We start from the raw sequence: 18,442 nt of genomic DNA on the forward strand, positions 1-18,442 counted from the left end.
ACCGCGTTTATCGGGCATGTTATGCTCCTCGTATGAACATCACCTTGCGCGCCACTACTCTGGCAGACACTGCCGCTCTTCCCGCCATCGAACGATCTGCGGGGCAACGTTTTTTACGCATCCCCGAACTGGCGTGGATTGCTGAAGACCAGATGTTATCCGCTGCTCAGCATCAGGCTTTTGCCGCCGCAGGCATGAGCTGGCTGGCGCAGGTCGATGCGCTTCCGGTCGGTTTTTTGGTTGCCGAAACGCTGGGGTCATCGCTGTTTATTGCTGAACTGTCGCTGCATCTGGAGTGGCAGGGAAAAGGAATTGGCCGCAGATTGATTGAGTATGTTGCCGAACAGGCGCACGCGAAAGGTTATACGTCGCTCACGCTGACCACCTTCCGCGATGTGCCGTGGAATGCGCCATGGTACGCGCGACTGGGATTTGAAATGCTGGCTGACGAGACGCTACCTGCAAAGTTGCGCCAGAAAAGAGAAGAGGAAGCGGCGCATGGACTGGCATTTGAATCGCGCTGCGCCATGCACCTGATGTTGCGCTAATTGCCCGATGGCGGCTACGCCTTATCGGGCCTACGTAACATTTCCGGTAAGCCTGATAAGCGGCAGCGCCATCCGGCAACCACGTATCTTTCCCCGTAGGCCGGATAAGCGGCAGCGCCATCCGGCAACCACGTATCTTTCCCCGTAGGCCGGATAAGCGACAGCGCCATCCGGCAACCACGTATCTTTCCCCGTAGGCCGGATAAGCGATAGCGCCATCCGGCAACCACGTAACTTTCCCGTAGGCCCGATAAGCGATAGCGCCATCCGGCATCACAGGCTTAGAACGTTTCCCAGTTGTCCCCGGCATCCGTTACCGCGGCTTTGCGCGGCTGGACCGTTGAAACCGGTTTAGCGGCCGCAACGTCACGCGCGCGCTGTTGGTCATGCTGAATACGGAACACGGCAACGGCCTGAGTCAGGCGGCTGGCCTGCTCTTCCAGCGCCGCAGCGGCGGCGGCGGATTCTTCCACCAGCGAGGCGTTCTGCTGCGTCACGCGATCCATCTCGGCAACGGCCAGACCCACCTGGTCAATACCGCGGCTCTGTTCATCAGAAGCAGAGGCGATTTCACCCATGATATCGGTCACGCGGGTTACCGCATTGACGATCTCATCCATGGTTTCACCGGCGCTTTCTACCAGCGTTGAACCAACATCCACGCGGCTGACCGAGTCTTCAATCAGGCTCTTGATCTCGCGCGCGGCCTGCGCACTACGCTGGGCCAGGTTACGCACTTCACCCGCAACCACCGCAAATCCACGGCCCTGCTCGCCCGCACGTGCTGCTTCTACCGCGGCGTTGAGCGCTAGAATGTTAGTCTGGAAGGCAATGCCGTCGATGACGCTGATAATGTCGGCGATTTTCTGCGAACTGGACGCGATGTCACGCATGGTTTGCACCACGTTATCCACCACTTTGCCGCCTTTCTGCGCGGTTTCAGAAGCACTCAGCGCCAAATGGCTGGCCTGACGCGCGTTTTCGGCGTTCTGCTTCACGGTCGCCGTCAGCTGTTCCATGCTGGCTGCGGTTTCTTCCAGAGATGCAGCCTGCTGCTCGGTACGGGAGGAGAGATCGTTATTGCCCATCGCAATCTCGCTGGCCCCACTGTAAATCGCGTTGGCACCGTTACGCACGTCACCCACGGTATTCATCAGCTCACCCTGCATATGGCGCAGGCTTTCCGCCAGTTGCCCAATCTCGTTGGACCCTTCCACTTCAATACGTTTCACCAGGTCACCGCTGGCGATATGACGAATGCTGTCGATCAGACGGTTCATTGGAGAGATAAGGGTCAGCTTGATACCAAACCACACCGCAATAATCGCCGCCAGTACGGTAATCAGCACACAAACCAACACCCACATCGCCTGGCTGTAAGAGCTGTTGTTATCTGCCACCGCGATGTCATACAGGCGATCGTTCTGCTGCATGTAGTTGATATATTGCTTCTCAAAACCATCCTGATAGCTCTGTGTCGGTTGATCAAAGAACGCGTTGATCTTCCCGTCACCCAGTAACTGGATCAGCTCCGCCAGCGCACCGTGATAGATGTCATAGGTGCGGTTGATCTCCTGGAAAGCGGCTTCGCTTTGGCGCGGATCGCGCGGGAGCGACTCGTAAATCGCCCAGTTTTTTTCCGTCAGCTTCAGCGCCGTGCTGGCTACCTGCATCAGCTCGGCAACGGTCGCGCCGCTGCCAATATTGCTCTGATCCATCATGTAGCGAATGCCTGCCCGGTTCAGGGTGTTACGCGTTTGCAGCAGCTCAACCCAGGTGGCGTTCAGCGCAGACTGTTGCTGGCGAATGGTTTGCAGAACGGTAAAGTTCTCTTTGTCATTCTTAAGTGAGTTAAAAAACAAGCCGCCAGAGGCGAGCTGTAAAAGGCCAAATAGCGCCAATACCAGCAGTAAGCTGGTAACAATCTTCATTCGTTTTAACATGTTTTCTCTTTCCGCTAGACAGATACTCTGGTTTTCGGCCTGGAAAGAGAAAACTTTATGGTGCCAGCAATTGCCACAGGATTATCGTTTTCACATTAAATACCGTTCCCTATGACAAATTACGCAAAAAATTAGTCGTTCCATTACGTCTTAGGTGTAGGATTCCGTTTTTTGAAGGAAAGGATGCTTCTATGTTAAATCGCGATTTTGATCACCTATCCACCCTCGCACACCACTTTTTTGAACGTGAAGATATTCGCCAAAAGCTCAATATCATCGATCAGTACAACATCTCCGGTTGGGAAGTCTGGATGCAGATAGAATTTGCCAATCTGCTAGCTTCGACGGGTCATGAATGGTGGCGTGAGCAAACTCTTGCTTGCGATCTCCGGAAAAATCCACAGCGTTTGTCTGTACGTGCAGATTTCTTGTTGCGGAAAAAAGGCTGGACGCAGGATAGCTACATTGCGCTTGAACTCAAACAGAACCAGGATCCGACAAGCTGCGTCAGAAATATGATTGCTGATTTGGTTAAAAGCGCAAAAATCAAACGTTCGGAATTAGAGCTGCGTAGCTTCTGGACGCTGGGGGTAACGCCCCGCATAGATAAAGAGCGCCTCGATGAACTCATTGACTACTATCTGGATGAAAAATATTACCTGACTAAATCACGTAAGAAACATGTGTTGCTCAGAGACATTGAACATACGCCTTATTGTTATATCGTAATCTGAGTCTCTCAGTGAGGTGCTTTGCCAGTGGGAAAACACGGCATGTAGACAGGCAAACGCTATAATGCCGTGATCTCATTCACATAAATATCCCCGTTAACCCCTACTGCTTACCGCTCACTGACACTTGGGACCGCTTAAGCTGACATACAACCGCTCACTTATTTACCTTACTTTACGCGCGTAATTCTCTGGCAAGATCCCCCCAACATAGCAGTCAATTTACCTCCTCAAACACAAGATCAAACCCACGCGGCTTCGGCCAATTATTAATTAGATACCAGGTTTTACTATGGATACGAAAAAGATATTCAAGCACATACCCTGGGTGATTCTCGGAATCATCGGTGCATTCTGCCTCTCGGTAGTGGCATTACGTCGGGGTGAGCACATTAGTGCCCTGTGGATCGTTGTCGCCTCAGTTTCTGTTTATCTGGTGGCCTATCGTTACTACAGCCTGTACATCGCCCAAAAGGTGATGAAACTTGACCCAACGCGTGCCACGCCGGCGGTCATCAACAATGACGGTCTGAACTACGTTCCAACCAACCGTAACGTCTTGTTTGGTCACCACTTTGCCGCTATCGCAGGTGCTGGTCCGCTGGTTGGGCCGGTACTGGCTGCGCAGATGGGCTACCTGCCTGGTACGCTGTGGCTGCTGGCAGGCGTCGTGCTGGCCGGTGCGGTGCAGGACTTCATGGTGCTGTTTATCTCTTCCCGCCGTAACGGCGCATCTCTGGGTGAGATGATCAAAGAAGAGATGGGCCCGATCCCGGGAACCATTGCGCTGTTCGGCTGCTTCTTAATCATGATCATCATCCTCGCAGTACTGGCGTTGATCGTGGTAAAAGCGCTGGCAGAAAGCCCGTGGGGTGTGTTCACCGTCTGCTCAACCGTACCTATCGCGTTGTTCATGGGGATCTACATGCGATTCCTGCGACCGGGACGTGTGGGCGAAGTGTCGGTGATTGGTATTGTGCTGCTGGTTGCTTCTATCTACTTCGGCGGCGTGATTGCGCACGACCCATACTGGGGCCCGGCGCTGACCTTTAAAGACACCACCATTACCTTTACCCTGATCGGCTACGCATTTATCTCTGCGCTGCTGCCGGTATGGCTGATCCTCGCCCCGCGCGACTATCTGGCTACCTTCCTGAAAATCGGCGTTATCGTCGGTCTGGCGGTGGGGATTGTTATCCTCAACCCGGAACTGAAAATGCCGGCAATGACGCAGTACGTTGATGGTACTGGCCCGCTGTGGAAAGGCGCTCTGTTCCCGTTCCTGTTCATCACCATCGCGTGTGGTGCGGTATCTGGCTTCCACGCGCTGATTGCTTCCGGTACCACACCGAAGCTGCTGGCCTGTGAAACCGATGCGCGCTTTATCGGTTACGGCGCGATGCTGATGGAATCCTTCGTCGCAATTATGGCGCTGGTTGCCGCGTCTATCATCGAACCAGGTCTGTACTTCGCGATGAACACCCCGCCTGCGGGCCTTGGCATCACCATGCCGAACCTGCATGAAATGAGCGGCGAAAACGCACCGCTGATTATGGCGCAGTTGAAAGACGTCACCGCACATGCGGCAGCGACTGTCAGCTCCTGGGGCTTCGTCATTTCGCCTGAGCAGATCCTGCAAACCGCGAAAGACATCGGTGAACCGTCCGTTCTGAACCGCGCAGGTGGCGCACCGACGCTGGCCGTTGGTATCGCTCACGTGTTCCACAAAGTGCTGCCGATGGCTGATATGGGCTTCTGGTACCACTTCGGTATTCTGTTCGAAGCGCTGTTCATCCTGACCGCACTGGATGCCGGTACCCGTTCTGGCCGCTTTATGCTGCAGGATTTACTGGGTAACTTCGTGCCGTTCCTGAAGAAAACCGACTCCCTGGTTGCGGGTATCATCGGTACTGCGGGCTGCGTAGGCCTGTGGGGTTACCTGCTGTATCAAGGCGTTGTTGACCCGCTGGGCGGCGTTAAGAGCCTGTGGCCGCTGTTCGGTATCTCTAACCAGATGCTGGCTGCCGTGGCACTGGTTCTGGGCACCGTGGTGCTGGTTAAAATGCAGCGTACCAAATACATCTGGGTTACCGTTGTTCCGGCTGTATGGCTGCTTATCTGCACCACCTGGGCGCTGGGTCTGAAACTGTTCAGCACCAACCCGCAGATGGAAGGCTTCTTCTTCATGGCGAATCAGTACAAAGAGAAGATTGCTAACGGCGGCGAACTGACCGCTCAGCAGATTGCCAACATGAACCACATCGTCGTCAACAACTACACCAACGCAGGTCTGAGTATTCTGTTCCTGGTGGTGGTGTACAGCATCATTTTCTACGGGTTCCGTACCTGGCAGAAAGCCCGCGCCATCGACGGTCGCTCTGATAAAGAGACACCGTATGTACCGGTGCCGGAAGGCGGCGTGAAGACCTCTTCACACCACTAACCTGAAGCCGGGTGGCGCACAGCGCTCCCGGCCTCAATCACTTAGTGCCGCAGGCGTAATTGGCGCAGTCAGTTTGGCCGCGGACAGCGCGCAGCAACCGGAGCGTACACACAGTACGTGAGGATTGCGAGCACTGCCCGCGGTCAAAATGGCAAGTGAAATAGCCTGCATCCACGAGCTCAACATATATCCGGGGCGTTCCATGTTTGGTACTTTAGGTCAGGCAAAGAAGTATCTCGGTCAGGCGGCGAAGATGCTGATTGGCATTCCGGACTACGACAACTATGTCGAGCACATGAAGACCAACCATCCCGATAAGCCGTACATGACCTACGAAGAATTCTTCCGCGAGCGCCAGGAAGCCCGCTACGGTAGCGGCGGAAGCAGTTGCTGTTAGAAGGAGAAGTGAATGACCCCGATTGCAGTTACCCTACTCACCGGTTTTCTTGGCGCGGGTAAAACCACCCTGCTGCGCCATATTCTCAACGAGCAGCACGGTTACAAGATTGCCGTTATCGAAAACGAATTCGGTGAAGTCTCGGTGGACGATCAGCTGATTGGCGATCGCGCCACGCAGATCAAAACCCTGACCAACGGTTGTATTTGCTGTACCCGCTCCAGTGAACTGGAAGACGCACTGTTAGATCTGCTCGACAACCTCGACAAAGGCGCCATCAATTTCGACCGTCTGGTGATCGAGTGCACCGGCATGGCCGACCCCGGCCCGATCATTCAGACCTTTTTCTCCCATGAAGTGATTTGCGAACGCTACCTGCTGGACGGCGTAATTGCGCTGGTTGACGCGGTACATGCCGACGAGCAGATGAACCAGTTCACCATCGCCCAGTCGCAGGTAGGCTACGCAGACCGGATCCTGCTGACCAAAACCGACGTCGCAGGTGAAAGCGAAAAACTGCGTGAGCGCCTGGCGCGCATCAACGCCCGTGCGCCGATTTACACCGTGACACATGGTGATATCGACCTCTCCCTGCTGTTCGATACCAACGGTTTTATGCTGGAAGAGAACGTAGTCAGCGCCAAACCGCGCTTCCACTTTATCGCCGACAAGCAAAACGATATCTCCTCGATCGTCGTCGAGCTGGATTACCCGGTCAACATTAGCGACGTGTCGCGAGTGATGGAAAACCTGCTGCTGGAATCCGCCGAGAAGCTGCTGCGCTACAAAGGTATGCTGTGGATTGAAGGCGAGCCAAACCGCCTGCTGTTCCAGGGCGTCCAGCGCCTGTACAGCGCCGACTGGGACCGCCCGTGGGGCGACGAAACACCGCACAGCCTGCTGGTGTTTATCGGCATTAACCTGCCGGAAGACGAGATCAGAGCCGCGTTTGCGGGATTGAAGAAGTAACTTTGCTATTTTGAATTATTCAGATTTACACATGCCATATAATATGGCATGTGTAAATCTTACACGGAGATTATACTAACCAAAGCTGTTTTAATTGAGACTTCATATTCTCATGTCTCCTTTTAAGCTCTGGCAAGCCCCATTCGGCTGATTTACATACATCTTTTGTAAGATCAAATGAACTTTTGCTATTCAATTTTTCATAAATAGATTTTTTCTTAATAAAATCAGAGTGCTGCGCCTCTGAATTTTTAGTACCGCTAATAAGAGTCAAGTTGCCTATTTTATGCAACCAGTAAACATGTTCATGTGGTTCAAATCGATTAATCCAATATTCATTCACCAAAGCCTGAGGGAGAATATGTTCAATAGTTATTCTTCCTGTATAAGTTTTAATTACACTTTCGTCTTGCTGTTCCATGTCAAGACGAAGTAAAATAGCTTTAATTAAATTAACCTGATTAGGCCTTGGTTCATATAAATCATCATCAAGTGCAGCAATAAACCCTTCATTATCCGCATGCTGATTAATTTGATTAATAATAGAAGAAAGAGGCAATCCATTATTTATGGCAACAAGCGCAGAATAACAAACCATCTCTCTTTGGCTTTTAATCTGTTTTTTTAACCAACCATGCATATATACTTTTTCAAAGCAGGTAATAAACTGAGAAAATTCTTCTAATGTAAACTCTTCTGTACGAACCATTCTGTTCAGGAAGGCTAAGGCAGGAGGGATCCATTCATCTACTCCAAGATTACTCAGGGAAGCTATTTTCCTTCGAATAGAAGAATGTTCAAAATCATTTTCCAGAATTTTAGAGTAATTTTTAGCAGAACTGACTAACATCAGCGACATCGCGATAGCATCGCCATCAAATTTTTCTTGTAAATTCTCAATAAAGGATTCAAATCCTTTTTGTAAAACCCTGTCACGATCTTTCTTCTCTGAAAGTTTGTGAAGTGTAAGAAACTTATCAAGCCTTCTAACACCAACCATATCCTCAATTTGGGACCATGCAGATTCAATTTGTTCAGATTTTTTATTATGTGCAGCCGCAGACTCAAAAAGCGCGTTTTTCAATAAATCTGCATTACTCAGAGGTAATCCCCGACTATTTAGAACATTAAATAACCGAAATGATGATGCAAAATCATCAGTTTGCACAAAGACTATATATACATTTTGTAATATATATTTAGCCAATAACTTCAACTCATCATCTGATAACTTCGCTAAGTAATCCCTAATGACTTCCGCATTACTAATAAAAACCAAATCAGTATCTGACGGTTTTTCTGGTTTATAATTCTTTAGGTCCTGAAGAATATAATACTTATAAAGTTCATACTCCTTCTTCCTGACAACTAGCCTCGGTTCTTCCGCTTCATCAGAATAGACATCAATTGGCAAAACTCTTTTTTGCAGATCGTCTTTAACACCTTGTATTGATATCTGTTTTTTCAGCTCAGACACAATAATACTAAGTGTTGTCAAACGTTGCTGCCCATCAACAACTTCATACTGATTCTGCCCTTTGTTGATGCAAATCATACTTCCTATAAAATATTCACGTTCTTCAGATTGAGAACTTTCATATATATCATCAATAAGCTGTTCTGCATTATCAACAGTCCAACTATAAGGTCGTTGATAAGAAGGAATAATGTATTTTTTGTTTTCGGTAAGGATATCCTGGACCTTACACTCTTTAGCTTCCATGTTCACATCCAAATTGATAGTTAATGGCTACATTATCTTTCCTGAACTACAGAAAGGCAACCTTAGAAAATTTGTATCTCTATGTTCTTCATGATTTTTATAACAACTGTCGAGCCAACATACCTCCCGTTATCAATGCATTCTAATGCGTTGATAAAATGCATAACATGCATTGTTTTATGTAAACTCATAACGAAATACCCACTCAAGTCATAGCCAGCTCCTTGATTTTAGGTAAAATCAGAACCATCTGATTCTATCGAGAGCGCCCAATGGCTGACCTGAACCTGAGTACCCTGACGGAAGCAGACATCATCACCAAATGCGTTATGCCCGCCATCCTTGATGCTGGCTGGAACGATACAACGCAAATCCGACAAGAGGTCAAACTCCGGGACGGTAAGGTCATTGTGCGCGGCAAAGTCGCGGCACGTAGAACGGTGAAATCTGCCGATATCGTGCTGTACCACAAATTAAACATGCCGCTGGCGGTGATCGAAGCCAAAGCCAATAAACATGAAATCGGCAAAGGCATTCAGCAGGCGCTGGGTTATGCCCACCTGCTGGACGTTCCCTTTGCGTTTGCTTCTAACGGCGATGGCTTTATCTTCCACGATAAAACGGCAACCGACGCGATTGAGCGAGAAATCACCCTCGACGAATTCCCAACGCCTGTTGAATTATGGCAAAAATACTGTCTCTGGAAAGGCTACACCGCCGCCCAGCTTCCGGTGATTACTCAGGACTACTACGACGACGGCAGCGGCAAAGCGCCGCGTTATTACCAGCTACAGGCCATCAATAAAACCATTGAAGCCGTTTCCGCTGGGCAGAACCGCGTTCTGCTGGTGATGGCAACCGGAACGGGGAAAACCTACACCGCCTTCCAGATTATCTGGCGCTTATGGAAAGCGAAAAGTAAGAAGCGGATCCTGTTCCTCGCCGATCGCAACATTCTGGTCGATCAAACCAAAAACAACGACTTCCTGCCGTTTGGCACGGCGATGACCAAGGTCACCGGGCGCACCATCGATCCAGCATTTGAAATCCATCTCGCGCTGTACCAGGCCATCACCGGCCCGGAAGAAGATCAAAAGGCCTTTAAACAAGTAGCGCCGGATTTCTTTGACCTGATTGTTATCGACGAATGCCACCGTGGCAGCGCCTCGGAAGATAGCGCGTGGCGCGAAATCCTCGACTATTTCAGCGCCGCCACGCAGATTGGCTTAACTGCCACACCAAAAGAGACTCATGAAGTCTCCAGCACCGATTACTTTGGCGACCCGGTGTATATCTACTCGCTGAAAGAAGGCATCGAAGACGGCTTCCTTGCCCCTTATAAAGTCGTGCGCGTCGATATCGACGTCGATCTTCAGGGCTGGCGTCCCACCAAAGGCCAGACGGATAAAAACGGCGAGCTGATCGACGACCGTATCTACAACCAGAAAGATTTTGATCGCACGATGGTGATTGATGAGCGCACCGAACTGGTGGCGAAAACCATTACCGATTACCTCAAACGTACCAACCCGATGGATAAAACCATCATCTTCTGTAACGACATCGATCACGCGGAGCGGATGCGCCGCGCGCTGGTCAATCTCAACCCGGAACAGGTCAAGAAGAACGACAAGTACGTGATGAAAATCACCGGTGATGACGACATCGGCAAAGCCCAACTGGATAACTTTATTAACCCCAAAAAGGCCTATCCGGTTATCGCCACCACCTCCGAGCTGATGACCACCGGCGTCGACGCCAAGACCTGCAAACTGGTGGTGTTGGACCAAAACATTCAGTCGATGACTAAATTCAAGCAAATCATCGGTCGCGGCACCCGCATTGATGAACGCTACGGCAAGCTGTGGTTCACCATCCTCGATTTCAAAAAGGCCACCGAACTGTTCGCCGATGAGCGCTTCGACGGCATCCCGGAAAAGGTGATGGACACCACGCCGCAAGATATCGCCGACCCGGAGTCTGATTTTGAAGAACAGTTCGACGAGCACGAAGAAGAGACTGAAGATGACATCACCGGGGCCGATGAAGATCCCGCGCCGTATACCGTCACCGGCTCAGACGATGTCGGCCCGCTGCCGGAAGATGATGAAAACAAAGTGCGCAAGTTTCACGTCAACGGCGTGGCCGTGGGCGTGATTGCCCAGCGCGTACAGTATTACGATGCCGACGGCAAGCTGGTCACCGAATCCTTCAAAGATTACACCCGCAAAACGCTGCTCAAAGAGTACGCCTCGCTGGATGATTTCACCCGCAAATGGCAGGACGCCGAACGCAAAGAGGCCATCATCAAGGAACTGGAGCAGCAGGGGATCATCTGGGAAGTGCTGGCGGAAGAGGTCGGTAAAGAGCTCGACCCGTTCGACATGCTGTGCCACGTGGTGTATGGTCAGCCGCCGTTAACCCGCAAAGAGCGGGCGGAGAACGTGCGTAAACGCAACTACTTCACCAAATACTCCGACGCTGCGCAGGCGGTGCTGAATACGCTGCTGGATAAATACGCCGACGCGGGCGTGCAGGAAATAGAGAGTATTCAGGTGCTGAAGCTCAAGCCGTTCGACAGCATGGGTACGCTGCCGGAGATCATTAAAAGCGGATTCGGCGACCGTAACGGGTATAATCAGGCCATCAGCGAGCTGGAGAGCGAAATCTACCACTTACCGCCCCGCTCCGCGTAACCACTCCCCTTTTGCGCCTTCTGCTGCCACCGCGTAGCAGAAGGCCTTATTGTTAATGAAACATGGAACACATCATGTCAATCAGCTCAGTTATCAAATCCTTACAGGACATTATGCGCAAAGACGCTGGCGTGGACGGCGATGCGCAGCGTCTCGGCCAGCTCTCCTGGCTGCTGTTTCTGAAAATCTTTGACGCCCAGGAAGAGGCGCTGGAACTGGAGCAGGATAACTATCAGTACCCGATCCCGCAGCGCTACCTGTGGCGCACCTGGGCGGCAAACGCCGAGGGCATTACCGGCGATTCCCTGCTGGAGTTCGTCAACGACGACCTGTTCCCGGTGCTGAAAAACCTCACCGCCCCCATCGATAAAAACCCGCGCGGCTTTGTGGTCAGACAGGCGTTCAGCGATGCCTATAACTACATGAAAAACGGCACCCTGCTGCGTCAGGTGATCAACAAGCTCAACGAAATCGACTTCACCAGCGCCAGCGAACGCCACCTGTTCGGCGACATTTACGAACAGATCCTCAAAGATCTGCAATCGGCGGGCAATGCCGGTGAGTTTTATACCCCGCGCGCCGTGACCCGCTTTATGGTCGATCGCGTTGATCCGAAGCTCGGCGAGTCAATTATGGACCCGGCCTGCGGCACCGGCGGCTTCCTCGCCTGCGCGTTCGATCACGTAAAAAACAACTACGTGAAGAGCGTGGCCGATCACCAGACGCTGCAACAACAGATCCACGGCGTGGAGAAAAAGCAGCTCCCGCACCTGCTGGCGACCACCAATATGCTGCTGCACGGCATCGAAGTGCCGGTGCAAATTCGTCACGACAACACCCTCAACAAACCGCTGTCGTCGTGGGATGAACAGCTGAATGTGATCGTCACCAACCCGCCGTTCGGCGGCACCGAAGAAGACGGCATCGAGAAGAACTTCCCGGCAGAGATGCAGACCCGCGAAACGGCGGATCTGTTCCTGCAACTGATTATTGAAGTGCTGGCGAAAAACGGCCGCGCGGCGGTGGTGCTGCCGGACGGTACGCTGTTTGGCGAAGGCGTGAAAACCAAGATCAAAAAGCTGCTCACCGAGGAGTGCAACCTGCACACCATCGTGCGTCTGCCGAACGGCGTGTTTAACCCGTACACCGGGATCAAAACCAACCTGCTGTTCTTTACCAAAGGCCAGCCGACCAAAGACATCTGGTTCTACGAGCACCCGTACCCGGCGGGAGTGAAGAACTACAGCAAAACTAAGCCGATGAAGTTTGACGAGTTCCAGGCCGAGATCGACTGGTGGGGCAACGAGGCCGACGGCTTCGCCAGCCGCGTCGAGAACGAACAGGCGTGGAAGGTCAGCATCGACGAGGTGATTGCCCGCAACTTTAACCTCGATATCAAGAACCCGCACCAGGCGGAAACCATCAGCCACGATCCGGATGGACTGTTGGCGCAATACGCCAAGCAGCAGGAAGCAATCCAGACCCTGCGCCACCAGCTGCGCGACATTCTCGGCGCGGCGCTCTCCGGTAAGGAGGCCAACTGATGGCGGTGGAAAAACTGATTGTCGACCATATCGACACCTGGACCACGGCGCTGCAAACCCGCTCCACGGCCGGGCGCGGCAGCTCGGGTAAGATTGACCTGTACGGCATTAAGAAGCTGCGCGAGCTGATTCTGGAGCTGGCGGTGCGCGGCAAGCTGGTGCCGCAGGATCCGAACGACGAACCGGCATCGGTGCTGCTGGAGCGTATTGCGGCGGAAAAGGCCGAGCTGGTAAAGCAGGGGAAAATTAAAAAACAAAAACCGCTGCCGGAGATTAGCGAGGAAGATAAACCGTTTGAGCTGCCGGAGGGGTGGGAGTGGACAACACTCAATACTCTTGCAGAAATAAATCCCAAAATAGATGTGTCTGATGATGAGCAAAACATATCTTTTGTTCCGATGCCTCTCATATCAACAAAATTTGACGGGTCTCATGATTTTGAAGTCAGAAAATGGAAAGAGGTAAAAAAAGGTTATACCCACTTTGCCAATGGTGATATAGCCATTGCAAAAATTACACCCTGCTTTGAAAATAGCAAAGCAGCAATATTTTCTGGATTGAAAAATAATGTCGGTGTTGGAACAACAGAATTGCATGTCGCGCGGCCCTACAGCCAGGCAGTTAATCTGCAATACCTTCTTTTAAACTTTAAATCACCTGGTTTTCTTAAAGCCGGTGAATCTCAGATGACAGGCTCCGCAGGCCAGAAGCGTGTGCCTAGAAATTTCTTTGAAAACTATCCGCTACCATTCCCTCCATTACAAGAACAAGAACGAATAGTAAACAACTTTACTCAATTAATGATCCTCTGCGACCAACTGGAGCAGCATTCCCTGACCAGTCTGGATGCCCATCAGCAGCTGGTTGAAACCCTGCTAACCACGCTAACCGATAGCCAGAACGCCGATGAATTGGCCGAAAACTGGGCGCGTATCAGCGAGTATTTCGACACGCTGTTTACCACCGAAGCCAGCATTGACGCCTTAAAACAGACCATTCTGCAACTGGCGGTGATGGGCAAACTGGTACCGCAGGATCCGAACGATGAACCGGCCTCTGAACTGCTCAAACGTATTGCGCAGGAAAAAGCGCAACTGGTGAAAGACGGGAAAATTAAAAAACAAAAACCGTTGCCGCCGATTAGTGATGAGGAAAAACCGTTCGAATTGCCAATAGGTTGGGAATGGTGTCGTTTAGGTGAATGCATCAACCTAATTTCTGGACAGCACCTGAAACCAGATGAATATGAAGAAGAGTGCCATGGTGAAATGCTTCCTTATATTACTGGACCGGCCGAATTTGGACTAATCAGCCCAACTTATTCCAAATATACAAATGAAAAAAGGGCTATTGCTGCTAAGGGCGATATTCTAATTACATGTAAAGGCGCAGGGCTTGGAAAGCTTAACGTCGCTGATACCAATATAGCCATTAGTCGTCAACTAATGGCTATTAATGTAATTAGGATGAATTCAGAATATCTTAAAATTGTACTTGATAGCATGTATGGTTATTTTCAATCTAAAGGGGTTGGTATAGCTATACCTGGAATATCACGAGAAGATGTGATGGAGCCATTAATTATGCTTCCTCCATTCGAAGAACAAAAAAGGATAATGGAAAACTTATATAAATTAAGTTTTCTTATCGAAGATATAAAATTCAGGATTAAATCCGCCCAACAAACCCAGCTCCACCTGGCCGACGCCCTCACCGACGCAGCCATAAATTAACCCGCCCCCAGAAACCAATAAAGCGGCTAAATAGCCGCTTTATTCCCATCAGAAAAAATAATCCTTCCCTTCATCCGCGCCGTTATTTTCATTCATTTTCAGCTGGACTTTCCTTCTATTCCCTGATGATATGTACAGGTATTTAACGCAAGACGCCCGTGCTGCAACACGAGCGCCTCGCTAATCACAATCACTATTTTAAGAGAATAGCCATCATGACTACCCCGCATTCTATTGCAGAATTCACCGATCCAGAAGTCTCCCCGGCAAATAATCGTCTGGGCACCGTTAGCTATGCGAGTCGCTACCCGGATTACACGCATGTCCCGGCGATTATTATGAAAGGCCAGTGGCTGGAAGCCGCCGGTTTTTCCACCGGTACCCCATTCGATGTCAGGGTGATGCCCGGCTGCATTGTGCTGACGACTAAGCTGCCAGAACCGGAAGAGCCCGCGTTATTGCAGTCGCTGCGTCGGGTGTGCAAGCTGTCGGCGCGTAAGCAACAGCAGGTGCAGGAGTTTATCGAGGTGATTTCAGCTAAGACACGCAGGAAGAAATAATCCCCTGCTGAATTGCCCGGTGGCGCTACGCTTACCGGGCCTGGAAATAGCACTTTCCCGTAGGCCGGATAAGGCGCAGCCGCCATCCGGCACTCACTGCCCACTCACTCAGTAATCACAAACCGCGTCGCGGCAAAGCAGTTCAAAACCCGGTGCACCAGAAATACCATGGTGAGCGTTGCCACCAGCGCGACGGTGACGGAGGTGATACGGTACAGATCGCTGAATACCAGGTCCTGATCCGGGTGCAGGTTCTGGCCAAACATAATGCCGATGGTAGTGATACTGGCAAACCCCACGCCTGCCCCGACTTTTTCCATTACGTGCAGGCGGGCACTGAACGCCAGCCCGAGGCCAATCAGCGGCATCATCAGCAGCATATGGTTGCTGAAATCATAGATAAGCAGTTGCACCAGCAGAATATACAGGCAGGCCAGCACCACGCCGACCACGCGCCAAATCGAGCTGATCACAGCGCCACGGTAGTGCATCGGAAACAGGATCAAAATGCCGGCCATCAGCGCCGACAGCGAATCACTCAAATCGCAGATCTGGAAGACCACAAAAATCATCGTCGCCACCGTGCCGGAAAGCAGCGATTCATGGCGCACCCGGGCGGCATCTTTCTCAATGCGCGGCGGTGGCTGGCGGGGTTCCACGTCCGGGATCAGATAATGCAGCAACGCGCTCAGCGCCACCGCCATGACGCAGGCTTCCATATTGGATAACATCAGCGTATGCCAGTTGGTGGTGGGATAGCTCATAAAGTTGAGCATCGTACTCTGGCACACCACGCCCATCGAACCGAGCAGAAACAGCGGTCCTTTGCTCATAAAACGAAAACGCATCACATACAGGCCGAACACCACCAGTGTCATAACCAGCGGCCACTGTGAAAGATAGCCGACGATCAGCACCATTTCGACACAGTTCACCGCCGCGCTGAACACGAACTGTGTTGCCACATGGCGGTTGAATACCGGTACCAGCGACAGCAGCATCAGCGGATAAACCACAAAGAACACGCCGTACTGCACGTTGTAGAAGGTCGAAATACTCAGCGCGATTGTCCCGGCAACGGAGATACGCAGGGTCTGGCGAAAATCATTGGCGGTGTAGACAATATTCCCGTGCGGCGTAAAGACGTGGGCCAGCGTGTTAATAGACATAGTGCAGCCAGCTGACGAGGTGGATCTGTGCCCCGGCAAAGGTGCGGGCGAACACGCCCTCGCTGTTATACAGCTGTACCGTTGCGCGCGCCCCGGTCGGTAACGGCGTGTCGAGCGGTTCGTTCAGCGCGACGTGAATGCGCATACGCTGGGCATCGCGCACCCAACGGGTAGACTGTTCCGGTTGCGACAACTGGCCATTAACCTGTTCCTGGCCCGCCAGAATACCGGCATCGCTGCTGGTGACGCGGGCAGAGAAAACTTTGCCCGGCATGGCATCGAACACCACGGCGGCATCGGTCTCCACTTTAGTGTGGCGCAGACTTTTCTCGCGAAAGTCGGCCACGATATCGGTCTGATGGCTGACCAGCGCCAGCAGCGGCGTGGCGGCAGTGGCGTAAAGTCCTGGGCTAAGCTGGAGATTACTCACCGTACCGTCGGTCTGGGCATATACTTTGCTCCAGCCGAGGTTCAGTTGCGCCTCTTCCAGCGCGTTACGGTATTTTTGCAGCGTTACGTTAAGTTTGTCATCGCGCTCGCCGCGCTGGATCAGCAGGTTCTGAATACTGGCATTCAGCGCCGCCACCGACTGCTCGCTGGTTTGCCAGGCAGTACGCACCTTGTCGAGATCGGATTGCGACACATTCTGCATGGCGCTCAGGCGCTGATAGCGGTCTAAGGTGGTCTTATCGTTGCGGGCGTTGAATTGCGCGGTGCGCAGGTTGGCGCGGGCAGAGACGATCTGCGCATCTAGCTGTTGGTTACTCAGCTTCGCCTGCTCAAGGGCAATTTGCGCAGCCTCGACCTTATTGATAAATGGCGTCGGATCCAGTTCGTACAGCAAATCGCCCTTCTTCACCTGGCTATTATTGTGTACATGCACCTGCGAGACGTAGCCGGAAACGCGTGAGGAAACAGGCGTTACCACGCGCATCACCGTGGAGTCCGGCGTCAGCGGGATCCAGATATCGGCAACGATAAACCAGGCGAATATTACCAGGAAAGCGGCAATACTCACCCTTACCCAACGGGCAAATTTTTGTTCTGGGGTCATCATAGTTTTTTAGTGTTGATTGTCTTCTTCGCGGATTGTCCGCAGATTGCAGGCGATTTGATTGAGCGTGGCGCTGAAGGAAGCGAGTTCCGCCTCAGGGATGGTGCAGGTGACGCGATGTTGGTATGTCTCTATCACCCGGTTGAGTTCGTCCAGCCTTGCGCGGCCTTGCGCGGTCAGCGCCAGCAGGCGGATGCGTTTGTCATAGGGCGATGTGGAACGCAGCAGATAGCCCTGCTTTTCCAGCTGCGAGAGGGTGCGCATCAGCGGCGGCAGTTCGATGCCCTGCATTTGTGCCAGTTCACTGACTGAGACGTTGTCTCCCAGTTGATACAGTTGCATCAGTACCGTCCAGCTGGACTGCGTCAGGCCAGTATCGGTGATGGCAGCATCAATAATGGCCCGCCACTGGCGCACCACCATCGCCATGCGCATCCCCATCGGGCGGCGGGCAAACAGTTCATCTTCAGTCATCTTACTTTCCTCTCATCGCTGAAGAGAAAATAATACTTATCAGGATAAGTATCAAGAAACGGACTAACCAGAAGCATGAATTGATAAATATTGTGAATATAAAAGAGGCGGGGCGATACCCCCCAGCCTCTGTCGATGAAAGAAAATCACTCCACCTGATCGCGTCGCAGCCCGACGTCCCGCAGCCGCTCATCGCTCATCTGTTGCAATAGGCGCCGCGTTTGCGCTCGCAGCCGCCACGCCTTGTATGCCCGCCAGATCAGTACAAACCCAATAAACGGCTGTTTTGCTTTATTCTCGTGAAATTCCATACCTTGCCTCCCCACCTTGCCAGAGGCTTTATCTTCACGGATCTGGCCTAAAACAATACAGACTCACAAAGTACTTTTATTTAACATACAGATTGGTTAAAAAGAGTTCTGCATCGCTTTTTTCACGCCAATCTGTACTGATTTTTT

15 protein-coding genes are annotated in these 18,442 nt (G+C 51.8%); 9 read left to right on the forward strand and 6 right to left on the reverse strand.

Going from position 1 to position 18,442, the window contains the following annotated elements; translation table 11 throughout:
- Window positions 1–32: 32 nt before the first annotated feature.
- Complete coding sequence (locus OGX90_RS15915) at window positions 33–548, forward strand: GNAT family N-acetyltransferase (protein WP_213752486.1); 516 nt, start codon at window positions 33–35, stop codon at window positions 546–548.
- A 281-nt stretch (window positions 549–829) separates the two neighbouring features.
- On the opposite strand, the gene tsr is transcribed toward OGX90_RS15915, so the two are convergent.
- Window positions 830–2,491: a methyl-accepting chemotaxis protein gene (tsr, locus tag OGX90_RS15920; protein ID WP_008786110.1), complete on the reverse strand. Its 1,662-nt coding sequence runs from the start codon at window positions 2,489–2,491 to the stop codon at window positions 830–832.
- A 191-nt stretch (window positions 2,492–2,682) separates the two neighbouring features.
- Here tsr and OGX90_RS15925 point away from each other — a divergent pair, with 191 nt between their 5' ends.
- The 4 genes from OGX90_RS15925 (at window position 2,683) to yjiA (ending at window position 7,031) form a co-directional block, all read left to right on the forward strand.
- Window positions 2,683–3,225 carry a hypothetical protein gene (locus OGX90_RS15925; RefSeq protein ID WP_003830032.1) on the forward strand — a complete coding sequence of 181 codons (543 nt, stop codon included), beginning with the start codon at window positions 2,683–2,685 and terminating at the stop codon, window positions 3,223–3,225.
- Between the two features lie 289 nt (window positions 3,226–3,514).
- Entirely contained in the window at window positions 3,515–5,665 is a 2,151-nt protein-coding gene (gene btsT / locus OGX90_RS15930) for a pyruvate/proton symporter BtsT (RefSeq protein WP_048219778.1), read from the forward strand.
- A gap of 202 nt (window positions 5,666–5,867) precedes the next feature.
- Window positions 5,868–6,062: a YbdD/YjiX family protein gene (locus tag OGX90_RS15935; protein WP_003830038.1), complete on the forward strand. Its 195-nt coding sequence runs from the start codon at window positions 5,868–5,870 to the stop codon at window positions 6,060–6,062.
- Between the two features lie 12 nt (window positions 6,063–6,074).
- Window positions 6,075–7,031 carry a GTPase gene (gene yjiA, locus OGX90_RS15940; protein ID WP_060682792.1) on the forward strand — a complete coding sequence of 319 codons (957 nt, stop codon included), beginning with the start codon at window positions 6,075–6,077 and terminating at the stop codon, window positions 7,029–7,031.
- Window positions 7,032–7,101: 70 nt separating this feature from the next.
- Here yjiA and OGX90_RS15945 read toward each other — a convergent pair whose 3' ends face one another.
- On the reverse strand, window positions 7,102–8,754 hold the full coding sequence (locus OGX90_RS15945) for a DUF262 domain-containing protein (protein ID WP_234692574.1): 1,653 nt from the start codon (window positions 8,752–8,754) through the stop codon (window positions 7,102–7,104).
- A gap of 272 nt (window positions 8,755–9,026) precedes the next feature.
- On the opposite strand from OGX90_RS15945, the gene hsdR reads away from it, so the two are divergent.
- The 4 genes from hsdR to symE all read left to right on the forward strand — a co-directional run bounded on the left by hsdR (window position 9,027) and on the right by symE (window position 15,287).
- Window positions 9,027–11,450 carry an EcoAI/FtnUII family type I restriction enzme subunit R gene (hsdR, locus tag OGX90_RS15950; protein ID WP_234692575.1) on the forward strand — a complete coding sequence of 808 codons (2,424 nt, stop codon included), beginning with the start codon at window positions 9,027–9,029 and terminating at the stop codon, window positions 11,448–11,450.
- A 74-nt stretch (window positions 11,451–11,524) separates the two neighbouring features.
- Window positions 11,525–12,994, forward strand: a complete 1,470-nt coding sequence (locus tag OGX90_RS15955) for an N-6 DNA methylase (protein ID WP_234692576.1) — start codon at window positions 11,525–11,527, stop codon at window positions 12,992–12,994.
- Window positions 12,994–14,727 (forward strand): restriction endonuclease subunit S, encoded by a 1,734-nt coding sequence (locus tag OGX90_RS15960; RefSeq protein ID WP_234692577.1) that lies wholly within the window; start codon window positions 12,994–12,996, stop codon window positions 14,725–14,727. Before OGX90_RS15955 ends, OGX90_RS15960 begins: the two co-directional genes overlap by 1 nt.
- 215 nt (window positions 14,728–14,942) lie before the next feature.
- A complete protein-coding gene (gene symE, locus OGX90_RS15965) occupies window positions 14,943–15,287 on the forward strand; it encodes an endoribonuclease SymE (RefSeq protein WP_234692578.1) in 345 nt (114 codons plus the stop codon).
- Window positions 15,288–15,391: 104 nt separating this feature from the next.
- Here symE and OGX90_RS15970 read toward each other — a convergent pair whose 3' ends face one another.
- The 4 genes from OGX90_RS15970 to OGX90_RS15985 form a co-directional block, all read right to left on the reverse strand.
- Window positions 15,392–16,456, reverse strand: a complete 1,065-nt coding sequence (locus tag OGX90_RS15970; RefSeq protein ID WP_234692579.1) for a DUF2955 domain-containing protein — start codon at window positions 16,454–16,456, stop codon at window positions 15,392–15,394.
- A complete protein-coding gene (locus OGX90_RS15975) occupies window positions 16,446–17,513 on the reverse strand; it encodes an HlyD family secretion protein (RefSeq protein ID WP_286624246.1) in 1,068 nt (355 codons plus the stop codon). The genes OGX90_RS15970 and OGX90_RS15975 overlap by 11 nt, the downstream gene beginning before the upstream one ends.
- Window positions 17,514–17,519: 6 nt before the next feature.
- Window positions 17,520–17,984, reverse strand: coding sequence for a MarR family winged helix-turn-helix transcriptional regulator (locus OGX90_RS15980; protein ID WP_111466167.1), 465 nt, complete (start codon window positions 17,982–17,984; stop codon window positions 17,520–17,522).
- 146 nt (window positions 17,985–18,130) lie between these two features.
- A complete protein-coding gene (locus tag OGX90_RS15985) occupies window positions 18,131–18,295 on the reverse strand; it encodes a DUF1127 domain-containing protein (protein ID WP_003019180.1) in 165 nt (54 codons plus the stop codon).
- Window positions 18,296–18,442: the final 147 nt, after the last annotated feature.

Origin of the sequence: Citrobacter sp. Cpo012, assembly GCF_030333015.1 — a bacterium.
Lineage (GTDB): Bacteria > Pseudomonadota > Gammaproteobacteria > Enterobacterales > Enterobacteriaceae > Citrobacter > Citrobacter portucalensis.